A 17983-nucleotide genomic window follows, 5' to 3' on the forward strand; every position below is an offset into this window, starting at 1 on the left:
GGAAAAAGCTAATTTATAAGATAATGCGGTGTACCCTGTACACCGCTTACCCTGCTAGTGCTGCTGTTCTTGCAAAAGAAAGACTCTCTTATAATGACAGCATTTTTAATTCTTCTGATGAAGCGAACTCGGCGCTTGAGCCTAACGCCATATCCTGTTCGATCTGCGCCTGCCATTCCGCATCGGACCAGATTTCGAATTTATTCAGTTGGCCCACCAACATAATATTCTTTTCCAGTTTTGCATGCTGACGCAGTGCCGGACTCAGCAGAATACGACCGGAGCCGTCCAGTTCGCATTCGGTGGCATACCCCAACATCACCCGTTGCAGGCTGCGCTGTTTGGGGTCGAAATTCGATAAAGCGAGCAGCTTTTGCTCGATGATTTCCCATTCTTTGAGCGGATAAAGCAACAGACAAGGCTGGCGAATATCGACGGTACAAACCATCTGTCCCTGATTTTCGGTTAAGATCTCCGGGCGATAGCGGGTGGGGATTGCAATTCTCCCTTTAGAATCAAGATTGACCGCCTGAGCCCCGCGAAACATAAGATTCCTTTTTAAGCTTGATGGAAACCGATTTCAGGCAGAAATCACGGCGTCTTTCTATTATTCACCACAAAACGCCACAATTCGCCACTTTTCCGCTAAGTTTATTATTTGTGAGCTAAAGTTGCAAGAGATTTATCGGTAAAAACAGGAGAGAAAGGGGCGGAAACAAAATCTTCACAGGAAAAAATAAAATAAGATAAAAAATAATAAAAAAAGACCGCACTTTAATCTTTTCGCATCAAGAACGAAAAGCAAAAGTGCGGTCGAAAATCACAGGATTTTTTTTATATTAGTCGTCCTGCGCTACCTCATCTTTCGGCTTTAACAGCGCAAAGAAGGCAACCACAGCAACCAGAGTAATAGCCATACCGACCCAAACCGCAATCTGATAGTCCAGACCGAAACCGATAGGCGCATAAGCCAAGAAGGTGGCACAAACCATGGTCATAAAAATTGCCGGCAATGTGCAGACCCAGTGGAATTTTTTATGCAGATACAGGTAAGCGGCGGCAGTCCATAACATTACCATAGCGGTAGTCTGGTTGGCCCAACCGAAATAGCGCCATAATACGGAGAAATCTATGGTAGAAACCCAGAAACCGACGGCGAATAACGGAAGTGCAATCACCAAACGTTTGAGCAGGTTACGCTGATCATAGCTGAAGAAATCGGCAATCAGCAAACGTGCGGCACGGAAAGCGGTATCACCGGAAGTAATAGGTAGAACCACTACGCCCAGAACCGCCAAAATACCACCGAACAGACCAAGCATACCTATTGCGGAATCATAAACCACTTTTGAAGGGGTTCCGCTCTTAATCGCTTCAAGTAAAGTTCCCTGATCATCATAGAAGCTTAAACCCACCATACACCAGATCAGTGCAATGACCCCTTCTCCGATCATGGCGCCGTAGAAAATAAAACGACCCTCTTTTTCATTTTCGGTACAACGAGCCATCAACGGCGACTGAGTGGCATGGAAACCGGAAATCGCACCACAGGCAATGGTAATAAACAGCAACGGCCAAATCGGCGTATCGTTCTTATCCATATTGGTGAAGAAATCCATAATACCGATATCTGTTCCTACGGTTCTGAAGAACGGAATACCTTCAAAGAACAGGCCGAATAACATACCGCAGGTCATAAACAACAATAAGGCGCCGAAAATCGGATAAATACGGCCGATAATTTTATCGATCGGCACCAAGGTGGCCAGAATATAATAGATAAAAATCACTGCGGTCCACACGGTCAGAATAGTTCCGCTTTTTGCGCCCGCTTCGTCATTCACTGCTGCGGCACCCACAGTACCGGAGTTGAGTAAATCACTGGTAATATTGGTCAGCAGGGAAGCCGGACTGGCAACGAATACCACGCCCACCAACAACAACAGTAACAGGGCCAGAATATTCATAAAATGTTTGGCCGGACGTCCGAGATATTTACCCGCCAGGAACGGAATATTGGCACCGCCGTTACGGATACTCAACATACCGCAGAAATAATCATGCACCGCGCCGGCAAAAATACAACCGAGTACGATCCAAAGCATCGCCACCGGCCCGTATAAAGCCCCTAGAATAGGCCCGAAAATCGGCCCGGTACCGGCAATATTCAGTAACTGAATCAGCCAGATTTTTTTCTTCGACATCGGAATATAATCCACACCGTCGCCCATGCTATAGGCCGGAGTCGCGCGCTGAGGATTAATTACGAAGATTTTTTCAATAATCTTGCCGTATACAAAATATCCGGCAATCAAAAGTAACACACAAAAAATAAACCACTGCATAGGCTATCCTTCAAAAAAAGAAATGAAAAATCCCGACAAATAAATGCCAGTACCGAAAACTGGCGGCATTTTATGGGGTTATTGGGATAAAGTAAACGATTCAGTGATTATAAATAGGAATAAAATGATAATTTGTGAATTCTCTCACACTTTATTCCCTCTTATTCTATTCGGAAGGAAGCATAAAAAAGCGGGTAACAGCGTATCAGTAACTGTTCCCGCCCTTTATCCGCCCTGTGCAAAGAGCGGTCAAAATCACTCAAGTTTTTTAATATTCTGATTCTGTTCTAAGGTTTTAGGCTTTATCAGAATGAAGAATGCCATATGGGCACAAAGGGTAAATATCAGGCCCACCATAACCGCCGTCTGATAATCCAACCCGAAGCCGATGGGCGCATGGGCCAGAAAAGTGGTGCAGACCGATGTCATAAACAATGCCGGCAAAGTGCATATCCAATGGAATTTATTATTCCGGTACAGGTAGGCCGCCGCCGTCCACAACATCATCATCGCCGTGGTCTGATTCGCCCAGCCGAAATAGCGCCATAATACGGAGAAATCCACCGTTGAAACCCAAAAGCCAATGGCAAACAAGGGTAAGGCGATAGTTAAACGTTTAGCCAGGTTGCGTTGATCATAGCCGAAGAAATCGGCAATCAGCAAACGGGCGGCACGAAATGCGGTATCACCCGAGGTAATAGGCAAAATCACTACCCCCAGAACCGCCAGAATGCCGCCGAACAGCCCCAGCATACCAATGGCGGAATCATACACCACCTTCGACGGCGTACCCAACTTAATCGCTTCGCTCAGCAAACTTTGATCCTGATAAAAGCTCAAACCGACCATACACCAGATCAAGGCGATCACCCCTTCTCCGATCATGGCGCCGTAGAAAATAAAGCGCCCCTCTTTTTCATTTTCGGTACAGCGCGCCATTAAGGGCGACTGAGTGGCGTGGAAACCGGAAATGGCTCCGCAGGCAATGGTAATAAAGAGTAACGGCCAGATCGGTGCTTCCGTCGGGTGCATATTGGTAAAGAAATCCGCAATGCCTATATCCGTACCAAGGGTTCGGAAAAATGGGATTCCTTGAAAAAATAAGCCGAACAGCATACCAAAGGTCATAAACAATAATAAGGCGCCGAAAACCGGATAGATACGACCGATAATTTTATCTATGGGCACCAATGTCGCCACAATGTAATACAAAAAAATCAGCGCGGTCCAAAAAATCAGCAAATTACCGCCCGACGCCGTGCTTTCTTCGCTTACCGCACCGGCGCCCAGACTGCCCGAACCCAGCAATTCGGTACTAATATTGGTCAGTAGCGAAGCGGGACTGGCAACGAATACCACCCCTACCAACAACAGCAATAACAAGGCCAGCACATTCATAAAATGTTTAGCCGGACGGCCGAGATACTTGCCTGCCAAAAAGGGAATACTGGCACCGCCGTTACGGATACTCAGCATACCGCAGAAATAATCGTGCACCGCCCCGGCAAAAATACAGCCGAATACGATCCAAAGCATCGCCACCGGCCCGTATAAAGCGCCCAGAATCGGCCCGAAAATCGGCCCGGTACCGGCAATATTGAGTAACTGAATCAACCAGATTTTTTTCTTCGACATCGGGATATAATCTACCCCGTCGTTCATACTGTAAGCCGGCGTTTCGCGCTGAGGGTTAATCACAAAGACTTTTTCGACGATTTTGCCGTACACAAAATACCCGGCAATAAGAAGAGAAACACAAAAGATAAACCACTGCATAAAATATCCTTATTTAAATAACAATGAATGAAAAGCGAGGATATTCCTTATCCCGTATAAACAGAACGGCAGAATTCATTCCGCCCGGAGTGCGCCGGACTAATGGCGCTTCCTAAGTCAATATCCCTATTCGGCCGCCGTGGCGGCAAACGGATAAGACCTAGTCCTTATCCGTTTTCTGTTCTTGCCCTTTCGGCTGTTCGGGATCAAATTTCACCACCGGAACACAACTGCGGCACGCCCCCTGATCGACGCCCAGTTCGTTGCACAGGCGGTTATATTTCTCCACTAAGCCGGCAAAGAAACCTTTTTTGTTTCCTTGAGGATGTTCTTCTCGTTGTGCCATAGGCATTCTCCTTATTCAGAGGTTGTTAGGGTAGAGGATAATTTTTGTAACAGCGCCCCGATCTCTTGTCGATAGAGCGCAATCTGCGCCTTAGATTCCTGCTGCGCTGCGCTGCGCCGCCGCAAATAATCACGCAACAGCGGACAATCCGAAGGTGCGGCCGTTGCCAACAGACGGCGTATGGCGGGGGTGGCGGCCGCCAAGGATCGATGATAACAGGCGAAATCCCGTAGACTGAGGCGATCCTCCCGCTGCAACGACCAGTCCGCTTGCTGCGTAACAAAATGCGTACGCAACGGATGAAAGCCCAAACCGATATTGCGTTCAAATTGTCGCTGAGCCGCCTTACACAAACGCCGCCCCGCCTCACTGAGGGGATAGAGCATAATTATCGTATAGCAACCGCTGCTGGCTTCTTTATGTTCGCCGATATGGGCCGGAATAAAACCGCACTTCCGCCAAAAACGCCATAGATTTTCATGATAACCAAAACTGACCGATAAAAAATCCGTTTCGCTTTCCGCTTTCAGATAATGCAACAGTTGTCGCCCGATTCCCCGCTTCTGCCAGTCCGGCTGAATTGCAATGCGGGAAATACGTACGGAATTCAAACGACAGAATTCGGCACAATGGGTAAGGCTTGCCAGCACCTGGGCGACCAAATGCCCTTTCGGACGGCGCTGACCGCGCTGAATCGCCCTAATCAGCGCCTCATCCGCAATACCGCCTTCTTCCAATGCCCAAACCGCGCCGATTAAAGCTGTACCCGCCCTTGCCCGGTAGAAGCGTTGTGCGCCCGCATCAAACAAGCGGCGTAAATCCAGAACGCTGGTACGGTAATGAGCCAGTACCAACAGGCCGTAAAATGTCCCGATCCGGCGGATAATCTCGGTCTGCTCCACTCGGGCGATTTCAATTTGCGCACCGGGCATAAAAGGGATACGGGGAAATTCATCTTCCGCCCTTAACAGCAACAAATCTTCAATAAAAGCTTCCAGCATATCCCCCTGCCGCCAGCGCAAAGGCTGCTCCAGCTCGAAGCTCTCATAACTGCGGCGCAGATAGCGGCGGAACTTCAGTTCGAATCCTCTGCCCGTTCCTTCATAGCTGTGCAGGGTGGTGGTAAACAAAATATGCTTGAAACGCCGGCCGAAAATCTCAAGCAGAGGCAAAGGAATCATTGCCGCCTCATCCACCAGCAGCCAGGCTTCATCTCCCAATTGCGGCTCCGAAAATAAGCGCCGAGCCAAGGCATCAGGGGCGATAAATTCAAGTTGCGGCGGTGCAAATGCCATTAATGTGGCGGCAGCCTGTTTATTCGGCGCGGTAAGATAAACTTTTTCCCGTAATCGGGCGGCCAGCATACCTGCCAGTGCGGATTTTCCGCGCCCGCGCTTGGCGGTCAAAAAATAAATTTCGGCCCGCGCACTCAGTATTCCTTGTAAAATTTGTTGCTGCGCCGCCGTTGCCTGTATCTTCTGCCTTTGTGCTAAGGTGCCTTGGGCGGAAAAACTATAGGCGAAAGCGACCGCTCTTTTTCCCGCTTCACCCCGTAATAAGGGAAATTCGTATTTGCTTACGCAAGCTTGAAAGTGGCGGAAGAAATTCAGTGCGGCAATGGCATTGGCCTCACCGCTCCAACGTAAACTGTCCTGATCCGAATAAGCGGCGGGATTATCCCAATGTGCGAATAAGATAACCAATAAACCACCGGCTTTCAGGGTGCCGGCGGCGATAGCCAAAGCTTCGGCATTCAATCCGTACCTTGCATCAAACAGGATATTTTCAAACTCGCGGCCCAGCAGATTTTTGGCTTTCTCCGGCGCCAGCCCGCCCTCCCCGATAAGCAATACATTATCCGCTATATCGGGAAGTTCGGCACTAATCAGAATTTGGATTCGGCGTTCGGGCAGCATAGGACTCCGTTTAAAAAAGCTGTTCCTATTGTGGCGATTTTTCCCTGTTTATACAAGAAAATAATCAATGGCGGTAGCATATAGCGAGGTTTTGATTGCGCCCTTTTCGAAACTTTTACCGCGAGTTAGATCTTTTCCGCCTGATAGGGATCGCTAAACCCCAATGACAGCATAATCTGCGTTTCCAGACTTTCCATTTCTTCCGCTTCGTCCTCTTCAATATGATCATAACCGAGTAAATGCAGGCAGCCGTGCACTATCATATGCGCCCAATGTGCTTCGGCGGATTTATGCTGCTCCGCCGCTTCGCGCTCCACCACTTGCCGGCAAATCACCAAATCGCCGAGCAACGGCAAGGTTACCTGCTCCGGGCATTCGAAAGGAAAGGAGAGTACATTGGTCGGGCGATCCTTACCTCGATAGGTTAAATTCAGTTCGTGGCTTTCCTCTTCATCTACAATGCGCACGGTAATTTCCGGTCGGTTTTGCTCCGCCCGCAGTGCGGCGGTCGCCCAACGTTCAATCAGTACGGCATCGGGCAATCCCCGAGTATCCTGAGTGGCAATCTGTAAATCCACAATCGCTTCTTGCATATTTTATTCCGCCTTATCCTGTTGTTTTTCCGCCGCTATCCGCTCACGCTCCAACTTACGCTGCAGGGCTTGTTCTTGGCGACGAATTTCCTCTTCCGCCTCCCATTTTTCATAAGCTTGCACCACTTTGGCCACTACCGGATGGCGAACAATATCCTTGCTGTCAAAATAGTTAAAACTGAGTTCCTGCACTTCTCCCAAGACTTCAATGGCATGGCGTAAACCCGATTTCTGTCCCCGCGGTAAGTCGATTTGAGTAATATCGCCCGTGATCACCGCTTTGGAGTTAAAACCGATACGGGTTAGAAACATTTTCATCTGTTCAACCGTGGTATTCTGACTTTCGTCCAGAATAATAAAGCTGTCATTCAGGGTACGTCCGCGCATATAGGCCAGGGGAGCGATTTCAATCACGTTGCGCTCCATCAGTTTCTGCACCCGCTCAAAGCCCAACATTTCAAACAGAGCATCGTATAGGGGACGTAAATAAGGTTCGATTTTCGCCCCCAGATCCCCGGGTAGGAAACCCAGTTTTTCACCCGCTTCCACTGCCGGACGGGTTAATAAGACGCGGCGGATTTCCTGGCGTTCCAAGGCTTCTACCGCGGCGGCTACCGCCAAAAAGGTTTTCCCCGTTCCCGCCGGGCCGATACCGAAGCTGATATCGTAGCGCAGAATATTATGCAAATACTGCACTTGGTTGGCACCGCGCGGTTTAATCAGACCGCGCTTGGTTTTAATCGTGGTGCTGTAAACCCGGCTCTGCGCTTCCTCTTCATTCTCTTCTTTATTTTCTGCTGCCGATGTCTGTTGCAGTAACATACGGCTTTCCTGCAGGGCAATATGTACGTCTTGGGGATCCAGCTCTTTAATTTTGCCGCGTACCGGTGCGGTTTGCAGATAAAGTTCGCGGATTAATTGTTCCGTACTGCGTAACAGGGCTGTTGCATAGGGAGGCGATTTGTCGCCGGCAGGTTGTAGAATAAAGGTAAAATTACGACGGGAAATATTCAGATTTAAGTTTTTTTCAATCAGACTAAGGTTTTCGTCAAATGCACCGCACAAAGATTGCAAACGGGCATTGTCTTGGGGTTCGAGTGTAAAGCTAATACTGTCAGTCAAAATTAACCTCGGAAATTAAGCGGGAAGAAAAGTGCGGTCGCTTTCGGCAATATTTTTTCAACGCTTCCGCGCCGGCTATTGTCGAAAATTCACCGCACTTTATCAAGTTTTATTTCATATCCTCCCGGCCCTTTAATTCGGGAAAGAGCATATGGATAACGTTCAGGGTAACCCGTCGGGATTTTCCCGAATAAGGGAAGATGTGCATCATCATCATCGGATTGAAATTAGCTTCAATGACCCCCCAGGAATTCAGGTTCGGCTGCGCCGCCTGTTTTAAATCCGGAATAATCAAATCCACACCGCATACCGCCGCCCCCATGGCTTTGCTGATTCCCACCGCCAATTCTTTATAACTCGGGTGCATTTCATCGGTCATATCGATGCTGTCGCCGCCGGTACTGATGTTTGAATTGGCGCGCAACTGTACCAACTGATCCTTAGCCGGCACGCTGTCAAAGCTCAGCCCCTGTTCTTTTAGCTGCAAACCTTCAATATCGCCCAGAGCGATTTTCTTTAAAGGGGTACGCGAACCGTCGCCACGCAACGGATGTGCATTTTTCTCCGCCACCAACTGTGCCACCGTATGCACACCGTCGCCGATAACATTGGCAGGTACGCGCAGCAACACCGCTAAGGTTTGCTCTCCCAATACAAAGAAACGGTATTCGGTTCCGCTCAGATAATCTTCCACCATCACTTCCTTATCTTCACGGAAGGCGATTTCCAATGCGGTGGCAAAGTCTTCGCGACTCTGTAAGCCCTGCTGAAAAATGCTGATCCCCAACCCGTAATTAGTGGATTTCGGTTTAATGACCACCGCTCTTTTTTCAAAGAGAGGATAGCTTGCCAGCGCCTGCTGTACCGAGGTAAATTCAAGACTTTGCGGGACATTGAAGCCGGCTTTGGCCAGCACTTTTTTGGTTACCACCTTATTTTCCATAATCAGCGGTGAAATATAGCTGTCGTGCGAAGTCATATTACCGTTTTTCACATATTCGATATGTTCGCCGAACTGCAAGCACAGAAATTGATCCCGTTCGTCTAGGATTTCGGTTTTGATTCCCTGTCGAATCAAATCAAACATCAGGGCTTGTGTGGATAATTCCATATTATCGAAAGCGGATAGCGCATAAAAACGTTCCATTGCCTGTGCTTTATTGCGCCGTGCCAGCTCCGCCCCCAGTTTGCGGTATCCGCCCGCCCCTTCGATTTCCCGCAGCAAGCGTCCGCCCAAAGTAAGTCCGGGATCGGCAAACTGCGCCAGTTTAGCCGCAACGAAATCCTGTTCGCTCTGCTCCGCTCCCAGAACTTTCAGCATCTCCAGCAGTGCGGTCAGGATTTCCTCTCCTTCGGTACGGTAAGCGGTTTGTTGTAAAGGATGCTCAAAGGCCACCTGAGCCAAACGTTCCTTGCCCAGTTCGATACCCGCTTGATCTGCGCTCTGATCCATCCAAATCATGAGTAAAATAAAATGATGGATAAATTTGGCATCTTCCAGAGTAATACCATAGGGAGCGAAGGGATTAAGATCGAACAGGCGAAATTCCAGATAACGAATTCCGCTGGACAGCAGTTCACGGGCTTTTTTCGCCCCGCGCAGACGTACATTGGAATAAAACTCTTTTTCTGCAATCAATCTGCCGCTGCTCACCCAATGTTCGAGGGTTTCCACATATTTTTCCAGGCTGTCGAAAGAAACGATAATATCCGCTTCATTTACATAGCCGTAGCGGCTCGAACGCAAACTGCGCACATATTGGCCCGCTTGCAACGGTGAGGCGCCGTTAAAATAATCCGCTTCCACCGTTGGTGTCGCCGCCAGCAAATAAACCAGAATCCACTGATAACGCAAAAAGTTTTTCGCCATTTTCAGATATAAATCGTTCTGGAATGCAACCGCATCATCATATTTTCGTTGCGCCTGAAACAAAGCGTTAATCAGTTCCGGCGCCAGTTGGAAATTATAATGAATACCGCTGACCATTTGTTTATTTTTGCCATATACCGCAACCAGATGTTCGCGGTAGGCGACATCGGCGGGATCCTCCAGCTGAGCCACCTTGATTTGATCTTCCGGCGGTAATCCCGCTGGCATACTGAGAGGAAAAATATATTCGTTCTCAGGCAATGAGCGCAATACCACTTCATGAATGGCGGACAGCCAGCGCAGGCTGTCTTCAACGCTCTTGTTCGGCGGAGTAATTAATTCCAGCTGGCTTTCGGCAAAATCGGTCTGAATATAAGGATGATAAGAACGCTTACCTAATACCTCGGGATGAGGCGTAGTTACCACCGAACCGTCCTCATATACGCGCTGGCTTTCTTTTTCAATTCCGAATGTTCCTTGGCGGAATAATAAGCCCAAATGATTGTCTTTAATAATTTGCTGAACCTTCATTAACTTTCCTTAAAGAATAACTGTCCCGATAACGGGCGAAACCCTATTACGATAACACCCTTTGCAATTTTTGAATAGGGCGCATTCCGATTTTATGCCGCCGACAATAGCGCGGCCACGGATAAAATTTCAAATAAAAATAAGCCCTTGAAATCAAAAAGTGCGGCTAAAATTCACCGCACTTTCAGCTGCTGATTATTACAACTGTGATTAATATTCGAGCACCATATAGCACGGATATTTTTACTCAATCTGTTCGTGCGAAACGGACTCCGACTCCGCCCGTACCGCTTACGCCGTATAACCCCATGAGAAACGCCTGCCCGCTCGCCGTATCGCTGAAGCCGTTCGACTTAATACCGGCTTTGAATAATCCGACGATAGAAAAATACCTGAACCAACCAAGGCCTATTGCGCGAAATTTCAATATGGACTTGTACCGCCCGGCGTAGAACCTATATACCTTGCATTAAGGTACGGCTCCGATAAAGACAGATAGGAAAACCGCTCCAACGAATAATTGCCGGATAATTGCCGCCTTAATCGGGCGACAGCCGCAAAATGCGGTATAGCCGACTATATTGACAATTCATCATGGGTTCGAAACAAAATTGAATTTATTATAAGCAGCGGGATCGCTTCGAATAAAAGAATGATTCGCTATGAATTAGAACCCATCGACATAAAAGCAAACCGCTTTAGGCTATCGACAGATGGCTTAAAGCGGTCGGGAAAAAAGAACGGAAGATTTATTGATGATAATGCTGTAGGAATTTACCCAGTTTTGCCATCGCCTCTTCTATCTGATGTACATAAGGCAGAGTAACGATACGGAAATGATCCGGCGCATGCCAGTTAAATCCGCGTCCGTGCACCAACAGTACCTTTTCCTGCGCCAGCAAATCCAATACCATTTTCTCATCATCATAAATATTGAATTTCTTAATATCCAATTTCGGGAACATATAAAGTGCGCCCATAGGCTTAACACAGCTGATACCGGGAATTTGCGTAATCAGTTCATAAGCGCGATTCCGCTGTTCGAGCAAACGCCCGCCCGGCAAAATAAATTCGTTAATACTCTGATAACCGCCCAATGCGGTCTGAATCGCATGCTGCATAGGCACATTGGCGCATAAGCGCATAGAGGCAATCATATCCAGCCCCTCAATATAGCCTTTGGCCTTGGCTTTCGGGCCGTTTAAAATCATCCAGCCTTGGCGGAAACCGCAGACCCGATAAGCTTTAGACAGTCCGTTTAGGGTTATGGTGAGTAAATCCGGCGCCAGTGCCGCAATATGATGATGTTGCGCCCCATCATATAAAATCTTGTCATAGATTTCATCGGCAAAAATCAACAGATTATGCTGACGGGCCAATTGCACGATTTGTTCCAGTAAATCTTTGCTGTATACGGCGCCGGTCGGGTTATTCGGATTAATAATTACAATCGCTTTGGTACGTGCGCTAATCTTAGTTTTTATATCCTCAACGTCCGGAAACCAGTCGGCTTCCTCATCGCACAGATAATGCACCGCTTTACCGCCGGAAAGGGTTACCGCCGCCGTCCATAACGGATAATCCGGCATCGGCACCAATACTTCGTCGCCATCGTTGAGCAGCGCCTGCATAGACATGGTTATTAGCTCGGAGGCGCCGTTACCTATATAAACATCGTTAACCGTGGCGCCGTGAATTCCCTTGGACTGATAATACTGCACAATCGCCTTGCGCGCCGAATAAAGCCCTTTAGAATCGCAATAGCCCTGTGCGGTAGGTAGATTACGGATAACATCGATTAAGATTTCATCGGGCGCTTCAAAACCGAAAGGCGCCGGATTGCCGATATTCAATTTCAGAATTTTATGCCCTTCTTCCTCCAGACGCAGCGCCTCTTTATGCACCGGGCCGCGAATATCGTAGCAAACATGTTCTAATTTATCGGATTTGGGAAACTGTTGCATAGGCTCACCTTATATCTGTCTATAGCGCTTAAGATGCCATTTAAAAATACCGTTAAACATGGATAACGGATAAAAAAACGGGAAAAATTAACCGCACTTTACCGCTATTCCGGACGGAAGAAAAGATTTACTAAAAAAATCTTTTAAAGTGCGGTAGAATTAGCGCAATTTTTTTAACTTAATTTCGGCGCCGCACCACAAATTCCCTCCGCCCTCTCAATAAAGCGCTAAAAAAAACAAAGTCGGCGGCAGGAACGGAAAAGGACTCGGCGCCCGATAACAAGATTATTTGCCGCAATGGATAATTTACGAAGCCTTAAAGCACGGCTCAATACCAAAATCAACGCCATGTTGTGCAGTAAAAACGGAAGCGAACTCGGCTGCCTGCAGGAAAGTATTGCGTTCTCCGCCGATCTTTTAGGCTGGTTGAAAATGCAAAGCTGTTATCCGCAATTTTACTGGCGCAGCCGTAATCCCGCTCAAAGCGACAGCGAAGTGATTGCCGCCCTCGGCGAAGTCCGTCGCTTCGAAGATGTACGACAGGCAAATTTATTTATTCAGGCCCAACCCTTTACCCTAATCGGCGGGCTGACCTTTGACGGCAAAGGCTATTTTTGCCTGCCGCGGCTGTTATTGCAGCAGCATGATAACCATCTTCGCCTTTCTCTGTTTTGGGATAATCTTCAAGATTGGGAACGGGAACGACAGGCGCTGTTACAAGTATTGCAAGGGTTGGAAAGCTGCGCCGCACTCTCCGCCCCCGAATATCCTATCCGCCCATTAGCGGCAAAAGCCGAAGCGCAACAATGGTGTTCCTGGGTGGAAAAGGCCCTGCAATATATAGAAAGGGGAGAACTGAATAAAGTGGTACTTGCCAACCAAACCGCATTTGTATCCTCAAGACCGATCAACCCTATTGATCTATTGGCGGAAAGTGAAAAATGTAATAACGGTTGCTACCATTTTCTGTTTGCCCGTAGCGCTCATCAAGCCTTCCTCGGTTCTACCCCGGAACGCCTGTATCTGCGCCGGGAGTCGCACTTATATACCGAGGCATTGGCCGGCACCGCAGCCATGAGCGAGGATAAGGAATTTAACCGCCAACAGGGCGAGTGGCTACTGCAAGACAGTAAAAATGATTATGAGAACAGACTTGTAGTTCAGGATATTTGTGATAATTTACGCCCTATCAGCCGTCAGATTGAAGTGGGCGAAGTAAGTCTGAAACAATTACGCCGGGTTCAGCATTTACGCCGTAAAATAAGCGCCGAATTAAATCCCGGTTATGCCGACGAAGCCTGCCTACAGGCTATTCATCCTACTGCGGCGATTGCCGGTTTGCCGCGACGTAAGGCGCTGGATTTTCTGGCTGCCACGGAAACCTTTGAACGCGGCTGGTATGCCGGCACTTTAGGGTTTATGAATAAAAGCGGGGCGGAATTTTGCGTAACCATTCGTTCCGCCCTGATCGAAGGAAATAAAATCGCCGTCTTTGCCGGCGCCGGCATCGTATCCGGTTCCGAACCCGAACAGGAATGGCGGGAAATCGAAAGAAAAGCCTCGGGGTTATTATCTTTATTACAGAAGCGTGGAGAACAATCATGTCAGTAAGTACATTTAATCGTTGTTGGTCGAAGGTGATTCTGGAAACCCTAGTACGTTACGGGGTGAAGCACTTTTGTATCGCCCCCGGTTCTCGCTCCACGCCGCTCACCTTGGAAGCCAACCGCTTGCAGAATGCCCGCCGCGCCCTTTGCCATACCCATTTTGACGAACGCGGATTAGGTTTTTTCGCACTCGGTTTGGCGAAGTCTTCGCAAACCCCGGTGGCGGTTATCGTTACCTCGGGAACGGCGGTGGCCAATCTCTATCCAGCCGTCATTGAAGCGCGCCAGAGCGGGGTGAATTTAATTGTTCTGAGTGCCGATCGTCCGCCGGAGTTACTGGAGTGCGGCGCCAATCAGGCGATTTTACAAGAAAATATGTTCGCCGCTTATCCGGTGGCTGCCCTGAATCTGCCCCGCCCCGCCCAAGATTATTCGGCCAATTGGCTGATCTCGAGCATTGAGCAGGCCTGTCATCAACAACGTCTTCAGCCCGGCGTCGTGCATATTAACGTGCCCCTGCCAGAACCTTTATATGATGCCGACGAACAAGCTATCGACAATCACCCCTGGCTGACGGAAGTTCAGCGCTGGCTGAGCCATCAACGCAAATGGACGGATTATCAAGCCGCGCAGCAGGAAGTCATTATGCACGAGCATTGGGACAGCCGTCGGACACAACGCGGCGTTATTGTCGTAGGAAAACTACCGCCGGAACAAAGCATGGGAATCTCCGCCTGGGCGGATACCATGGGCTGGGTCATGCTGACGGATATTCAGTCTCGGGTAGATCCCAGCCTGCCCTATGCCGATATCTGGCTAGCCAATAAAACCGTGCGGGAAAAACTATTGCAGGCGGATCTGCTGATTCAGTTCGGCTCCCATTTTGTCAGCAAAAGAATTAACCGCTATCTGGCGGAATTCCGCGGTGAATTCTGGGTGGTGGACGATAGTCCGAGAAGAGTCGATCCCTATCAACACAGTCAGACCCGTTTCAACGCCAAGGTACATCATTGGTTACGGGCTCACCCGCCGCTACGCCAAAAACCCTGGTTGCTGGAACCCCTTGCGCTATCGAAATTCTGCGCCACCTTTATCGAACAGCAAGTGGGCGGCGGTCTGAACGAAGCCTCCCTGGCCCATCATATCGAACGTATTCTGCCCAATAACGGTATTCTGTTTTTAGGCAATAGTCTGTTCGTCCGTCTGGTAGATGCTCTGGGGAAACTGCCGGAGGGCTACCCGGTGCATACCAACCGCGGAGCAAGCGGTATCGACGGTTTGCTGGCTACCGCCGCCGGAATCGGCATCGGCGCCAATCAGCCGGTTGTGGCCATGATCGGCGACCTGTCCGCATTGTATGATGTAAATTCCCTCGCGTTGTTTAAAAAAGTAACTCAGCCGACCATTTTATTTATTATTAATAATAACGGCGGCGCCATTTTCGATATGCTGCCGGTTCAGCACGAGGTAAAAAACGCTTTTTACCGCCTGCCGCACAATACGGAATTTTCCCAAGCCGCCTCCATGTTTGATCTGAAATATGCTCGCCCTTATACCTGGGCGGATTTGAGTTCGGTACTGAAACTGGCCTATTCACGCAAAGAAACCACGCTGATCGAAATCAAGGTCGGAGCAAGCGACGGCAGCAATATTTATAAACGGCTGATCGAACAAATAAGCCACGCTGTTATCGGCGCATAACCTCAAACAATATCCCCCGCCGCAAGCGGGGGCTAATCCGGAACGAATAGCCATGCCCTGTTTAATTTTTCTGCACGGTTTGCTCGGTACCAAGCAGGACTGGAAAAAAGTCTGCGAAAATCTACCGCACTTTTCCTGCCTGGCGCTGGATTTACCCCTACACGGCAGTAAAAAAAACCTGAGGGTCGACAACTTTGAAGATTGTTGCCTGTTGCTGGCAGAAGAAATCCGGGCTGAGATCGGCACCAGCCCTTATTTTCTGATCGGCTATTCGTTAGGCGGCAGAATCGCCTTGTATTACGCCTTACAGGCCAAAATTCATCAGGGAAATCTACAGGGATTGGTTCTGGAGGGCGCCAACCCCGGCCTAGGTACGGAAAAGGAAAAAACCGCCCGCCTGCAACATGATAACCTATGGGCGCAACGTTTTCGGCAGGAAAGGGCGCAGCAGGTACTGGCGGATTGGTATCAACAGCCGGTTTTCGCTCATTTAAACCAAGAACAACGCGCCCGATTGACGGAGAGTCGCCGGATAAATTGCGACGCCGCTATCGGTGAGATGTTAATCGCCACCTCGCTGGGCAAACAACCGGATTTTCGTCCGCTGATTTCCGCCGCTCAACAGCGGGGAATGCCGATTCATTATCTGGTTGGCGAGAAAGATCATAAATTTCGTACCATCGCTGCACAGGCCGGCCTGAATCCCGTCCTAATCGAAAATGCCGGACACAATGCCCACCGAGAAAATCCGGAACAGTTTGCGCGCCGCTTAAGCGATCTTCTCGGCAAGCCCCGCGCCGCATAAAAGCGGCGACTTATGGCCCGGCTCTCGAACTAGGCTTTCAGCGCTTTATTGCTGAATCCCAGGTACAGACAGAAAATAAAGCCCGCCGCCAGTGCATAAGGCGTAAACTGCGAAATACCCGCTCCGGAAGCGGCAAAAGCGAAATTATGTGCGGCGCCGGCTCCGAGCATCATACCCAGAATAAACATTGCCGCATCGCTGTTACCTTCGCCCAACTGCACCAACTGTTTTCCCGGACAGCCGCTGCTCAGTGAAAAACAAAGGCCGCACAGAGCCATACCGAGGAAATTCCACAAATACTGGTTATGTGCGATGGGTTGTTGGCTAAAACCGAATTTATACTGGCCCAGTAATATATTGGTTAAAGTGGCGCACAACACCAGCGCAATCACCCCTTTCAGCAGGCCCGCATCGCGGGACAGTACCAAATTACGAATCGCTCCGATCGTACAGAAACGGGATTTCTGCATCAGCACGCCCAACAAAGCGCCGGCTCCCAAGGAAATCCACACATCCGCATGCTGTGCCGCCGGCCCTTTAACAGAGAAGAATACCGCCAGATTGTCGCCGAAACTGAAGCGGGAAAGTAATAAAAACAGTAGCAACAAAGCAAAAGCGATAGGGATAAAAGCGGCGGTTTTTCCCTGTGTTTCGGATTTGCCCAAGGAAAAACCGCGTTTATAGAAAAAAATACCGCCGAAAATCCCGGCGATCAAACCGGCAATCCCCGCCAGACTGGTTAAATCTCCGCCACCCAGACGTAAATAAGCACGCCAAGGACAACCGAGAAAAACCAAAGCGCCGAGCATGGCAAAAAAGCCCAGCCCGACACGAACCAAAGGAGAAGAACCGCCCTGCGGGCGGAATTGCTTCGCCAGCAGCGCACTGACAAAAGCCCCCAGCACCAAACCTATTAATTCGGGGCGGATATATTGCAGCGGTGCGGCACGGTGCAGGCCGATGGCACCGGAAGTGTCGCGTAGGAAGCAAGCGGCGCAAAACCCCATATTACCGGGATTACCGCTATAGGTCAGCAGTGGCGCAATGATACCTAGTGCAGCACCTGCAACCACAGGCCATGTGATAATTTTCATAATAAGCCTCTGTGATATCAGAAATAAAAAACAAGAATGCGCTTGTCTGAATGGCGTCCGCCGATTTCCGCTTGCGAACCTTGGGACGGAAAAGCGTTCGTGATTCCGAACTAAAGCATTTTGATTATAAATAAGCATTTTTAACCTTGTATAGTCAGGAATAACAAAACTTTGAGTTCGCTCACAATTAAAGCCTAAAGAATTAAAGCATAAGGCACTTCCCCTGCCGTCGCCAAAGCCGCCGCCGAATTCTTCCTATCCCTCCCCCGCCATTTCAGGTATAATTCCGCAACATTATTTTCGAATTCCGTCG

The 17983-nt window shown here is 49.0% G+C and carries 13 protein-coding genes; 3 read left to right on the forward strand and 10 right to left on the reverse strand.

Going from position 1 to position 17983, the window contains the following annotated elements:
* Window positions 1–88 precede the first annotated feature (88 nt).
* From mraZ to EDC45_RS05345, 9 genes are all read right to left on the reverse strand, one after another.
* Window positions 89–547 (reverse strand): division/cell wall cluster transcriptional repressor MraZ, encoded by a 459-nt coding sequence (gene mraZ, locus EDC45_RS05305; protein WP_133544216.1) that lies wholly within the window; start codon window positions 545–547, stop codon window positions 89–91.
* A 292-nt stretch (window positions 548–839) separates the two neighbouring features.
* Window positions 840–2345, reverse strand: coding sequence for a carbon starvation CstA family protein (locus EDC45_RS05310; RefSeq protein ID WP_133544218.1), 1506 nt, complete (start codon window positions 2343–2345; stop codon window positions 840–842).
* 255 nt (window positions 2346–2600) lie between these two features.
* The gene (locus EDC45_RS05315) at window positions 2601–4121 is read right to left on the reverse strand and encodes a carbon starvation CstA family protein (RefSeq protein WP_133544220.1); all 1521 of its coding nucleotides are present in this window, start codon (window positions 4119–4121) and stop codon (window positions 2601–2603) included.
* Window positions 4122–4281: 160 nt separating this feature from the next.
* The gene (locus tag EDC45_RS05320) at window positions 4282–4467 is read right to left on the reverse strand and encodes a DUF5363 domain-containing protein (protein WP_133544222.1); all 186 of its coding nucleotides are present in this window, start codon (window positions 4465–4467) and stop codon (window positions 4282–4284) included.
* 11 nt (window positions 4468–4478) lie between these two features.
* Window positions 4479–6380 carry a GNAT family N-acetyltransferase gene (locus tag EDC45_RS05325; protein WP_133544510.1) on the reverse strand — a complete coding sequence of 634 codons (1902 nt, stop codon included), beginning with the start codon at window positions 6378–6380 and terminating at the stop codon, window positions 4479–4481.
* Window positions 6381–6508: 128 nt separating this feature from the next.
* On the reverse strand, window positions 6509–6976 hold the full coding sequence (ybeY, locus tag EDC45_RS05330) for an rRNA maturation RNase YbeY (RefSeq protein ID WP_133544224.1): 468 nt from the start codon (window positions 6974–6976) through the stop codon (window positions 6509–6511).
* Window positions 6977–6979: 3 nt separating this feature from the next.
* A complete protein-coding gene (locus EDC45_RS05335) occupies window positions 6980–8098 on the reverse strand; it encodes a PhoH family protein (RefSeq protein WP_133544226.1) in 1119 nt (372 codons plus the stop codon).
* Window positions 8099–8207: 109 nt separating this feature from the next.
* A complete protein-coding gene (gshAB, locus tag EDC45_RS05340; protein ID WP_133544228.1) occupies window positions 8208–10499 on the reverse strand; it encodes a bifunctional glutamate--cysteine ligase GshA/glutathione synthetase GshB in 2292 nt (763 codons plus the stop codon).
* A 749-nt stretch (window positions 10500–11248) separates the two neighbouring features.
* A complete protein-coding gene (locus tag EDC45_RS05345; RefSeq protein ID WP_133544230.1) occupies window positions 11249–12463 on the reverse strand; it encodes a pyridoxal phosphate-dependent aminotransferase in 1215 nt (404 codons plus the stop codon).
* Between the two features lie 297 nt (window positions 12464–12760).
* On the opposite strand from EDC45_RS05345, the gene EDC45_RS05350 reads away from it, so the two are divergent.
* From EDC45_RS05350 to menH, 3 genes are read left to right on the forward strand one after another with little or no spacing between them, the layout of a single operon-like run.
* Entirely contained in the window at window positions 12761–14074 is a 1314-nt protein-coding gene (locus tag EDC45_RS05350; protein WP_133544232.1) for an isochorismate synthase, read from the forward strand.
* On the forward strand, window positions 14065–15771 hold the full coding sequence (gene menD, locus EDC45_RS05355; protein WP_133544234.1) for a 2-succinyl-5-enolpyruvyl-6-hydroxy-3-cyclohexene-1-carboxylic-acid synthase: 1707 nt from the start codon (window positions 14065–14067) through the stop codon (window positions 15769–15771). The genes EDC45_RS05350 and menD overlap by 10 nt, the downstream gene beginning before the upstream one ends.
* 52 nt (window positions 15772–15823) lie before the next feature.
* Window positions 15824–16576 carry a 2-succinyl-6-hydroxy-2,4-cyclohexadiene-1-carboxylate synthase gene (menH, locus tag EDC45_RS05360; protein ID WP_133544236.1) on the forward strand — a complete coding sequence of 251 codons (753 nt, stop codon included), beginning with the start codon at window positions 15824–15826 and terminating at the stop codon, window positions 16574–16576.
* A 29-nt stretch (window positions 16577–16605) separates the two neighbouring features.
* Here menH and yedE read toward each other — a convergent pair whose 3' ends face one another.
* Window positions 16606–17670: a YedE family putative selenium transporter gene (gene yedE, locus EDC45_RS05365; protein ID WP_133544238.1), complete on the reverse strand. Its 1065-nt coding sequence runs from the start codon at window positions 17668–17670 to the stop codon at window positions 16606–16608.
* Between the last annotated feature and the right edge of the window lie 313 nt (window positions 17671–17983).

This window comes from Mesocricetibacter intestinalis (genome assembly GCF_004363295.1).
Taxonomy (GTDB): domain Bacteria; phylum Pseudomonadota; class Gammaproteobacteria; order Enterobacterales; family Pasteurellaceae; genus Mesocricetibacter; species Mesocricetibacter intestinalis.

Bases quoted from the DNA above. Each gene is read 5' to 3' on its own strand.
- mraZ (WP_133544216.1), bottom strand. From the start codon at position 547: ATGTTTCGCGGGGCTCAGGCGGTCAATCTTGATTCTAAAGGGAGAATT.
- EDC45_RS05310 (WP_133544218.1), bottom strand. From the start codon at position 2,345: ATGCAGTGGTTTATTTTTTGTGTGTTACTTTTGATTGCCGGATATTTT.
- EDC45_RS05315 (WP_133544220.1), bottom strand. From the start codon at position 4,121: ATGCAGTGGTTTATCTTTTGTGTTTCTCTTCTTATTGCCGGGTATTTT.
- EDC45_RS05320 (WP_133544222.1), bottom strand. From the start codon at position 4,467: ATGGCACAACGAGAAGAACATCCTCAAGGAAACAAAAAAGGTTTCTTT.
- ybeY (WP_133544224.1), bottom strand. From the start codon at position 6,976: ATGCAAGAAGCGATTGTGGATTTACAGATTGCCACTCAGGATACTCGG.
- gshAB (WP_133544228.1), bottom strand. From the start codon at position 10,499: ATGAAGGTTCAGCAAATTATTAAAGACAATCATTTGGGCTTATTATTC.
- EDC45_RS05345 (WP_133544230.1), bottom strand. From the start codon at position 12,463: ATGCAACAGTTTCCCAAATCCGATAAATTAGAACATGTTTGCTACGAT.
- EDC45_RS05350 (WP_133544232.1), top strand. From the start codon at position 12,761: ATGGATAATTTACGAAGCCTTAAAGCACGGCTCAATACCAAAATCAAC.
- menD (WP_133544234.1), top strand. From the start codon at position 14,065: ATGTCAGTAAGTACATTTAATCGTTGTTGGTCGAAGGTGATTCTGGAA.
- menH (WP_133544236.1), top strand. From the start codon at position 15,824: ATGCCCTGTTTAATTTTTCTGCACGGTTTGCTCGGTACCAAGCAGGAC.
- yedE (WP_133544238.1), bottom strand. From the start codon at position 17,670: ATGAAAATTATCACATGGCCTGTGGTTGCAGGTGCTGCACTAGGTATC.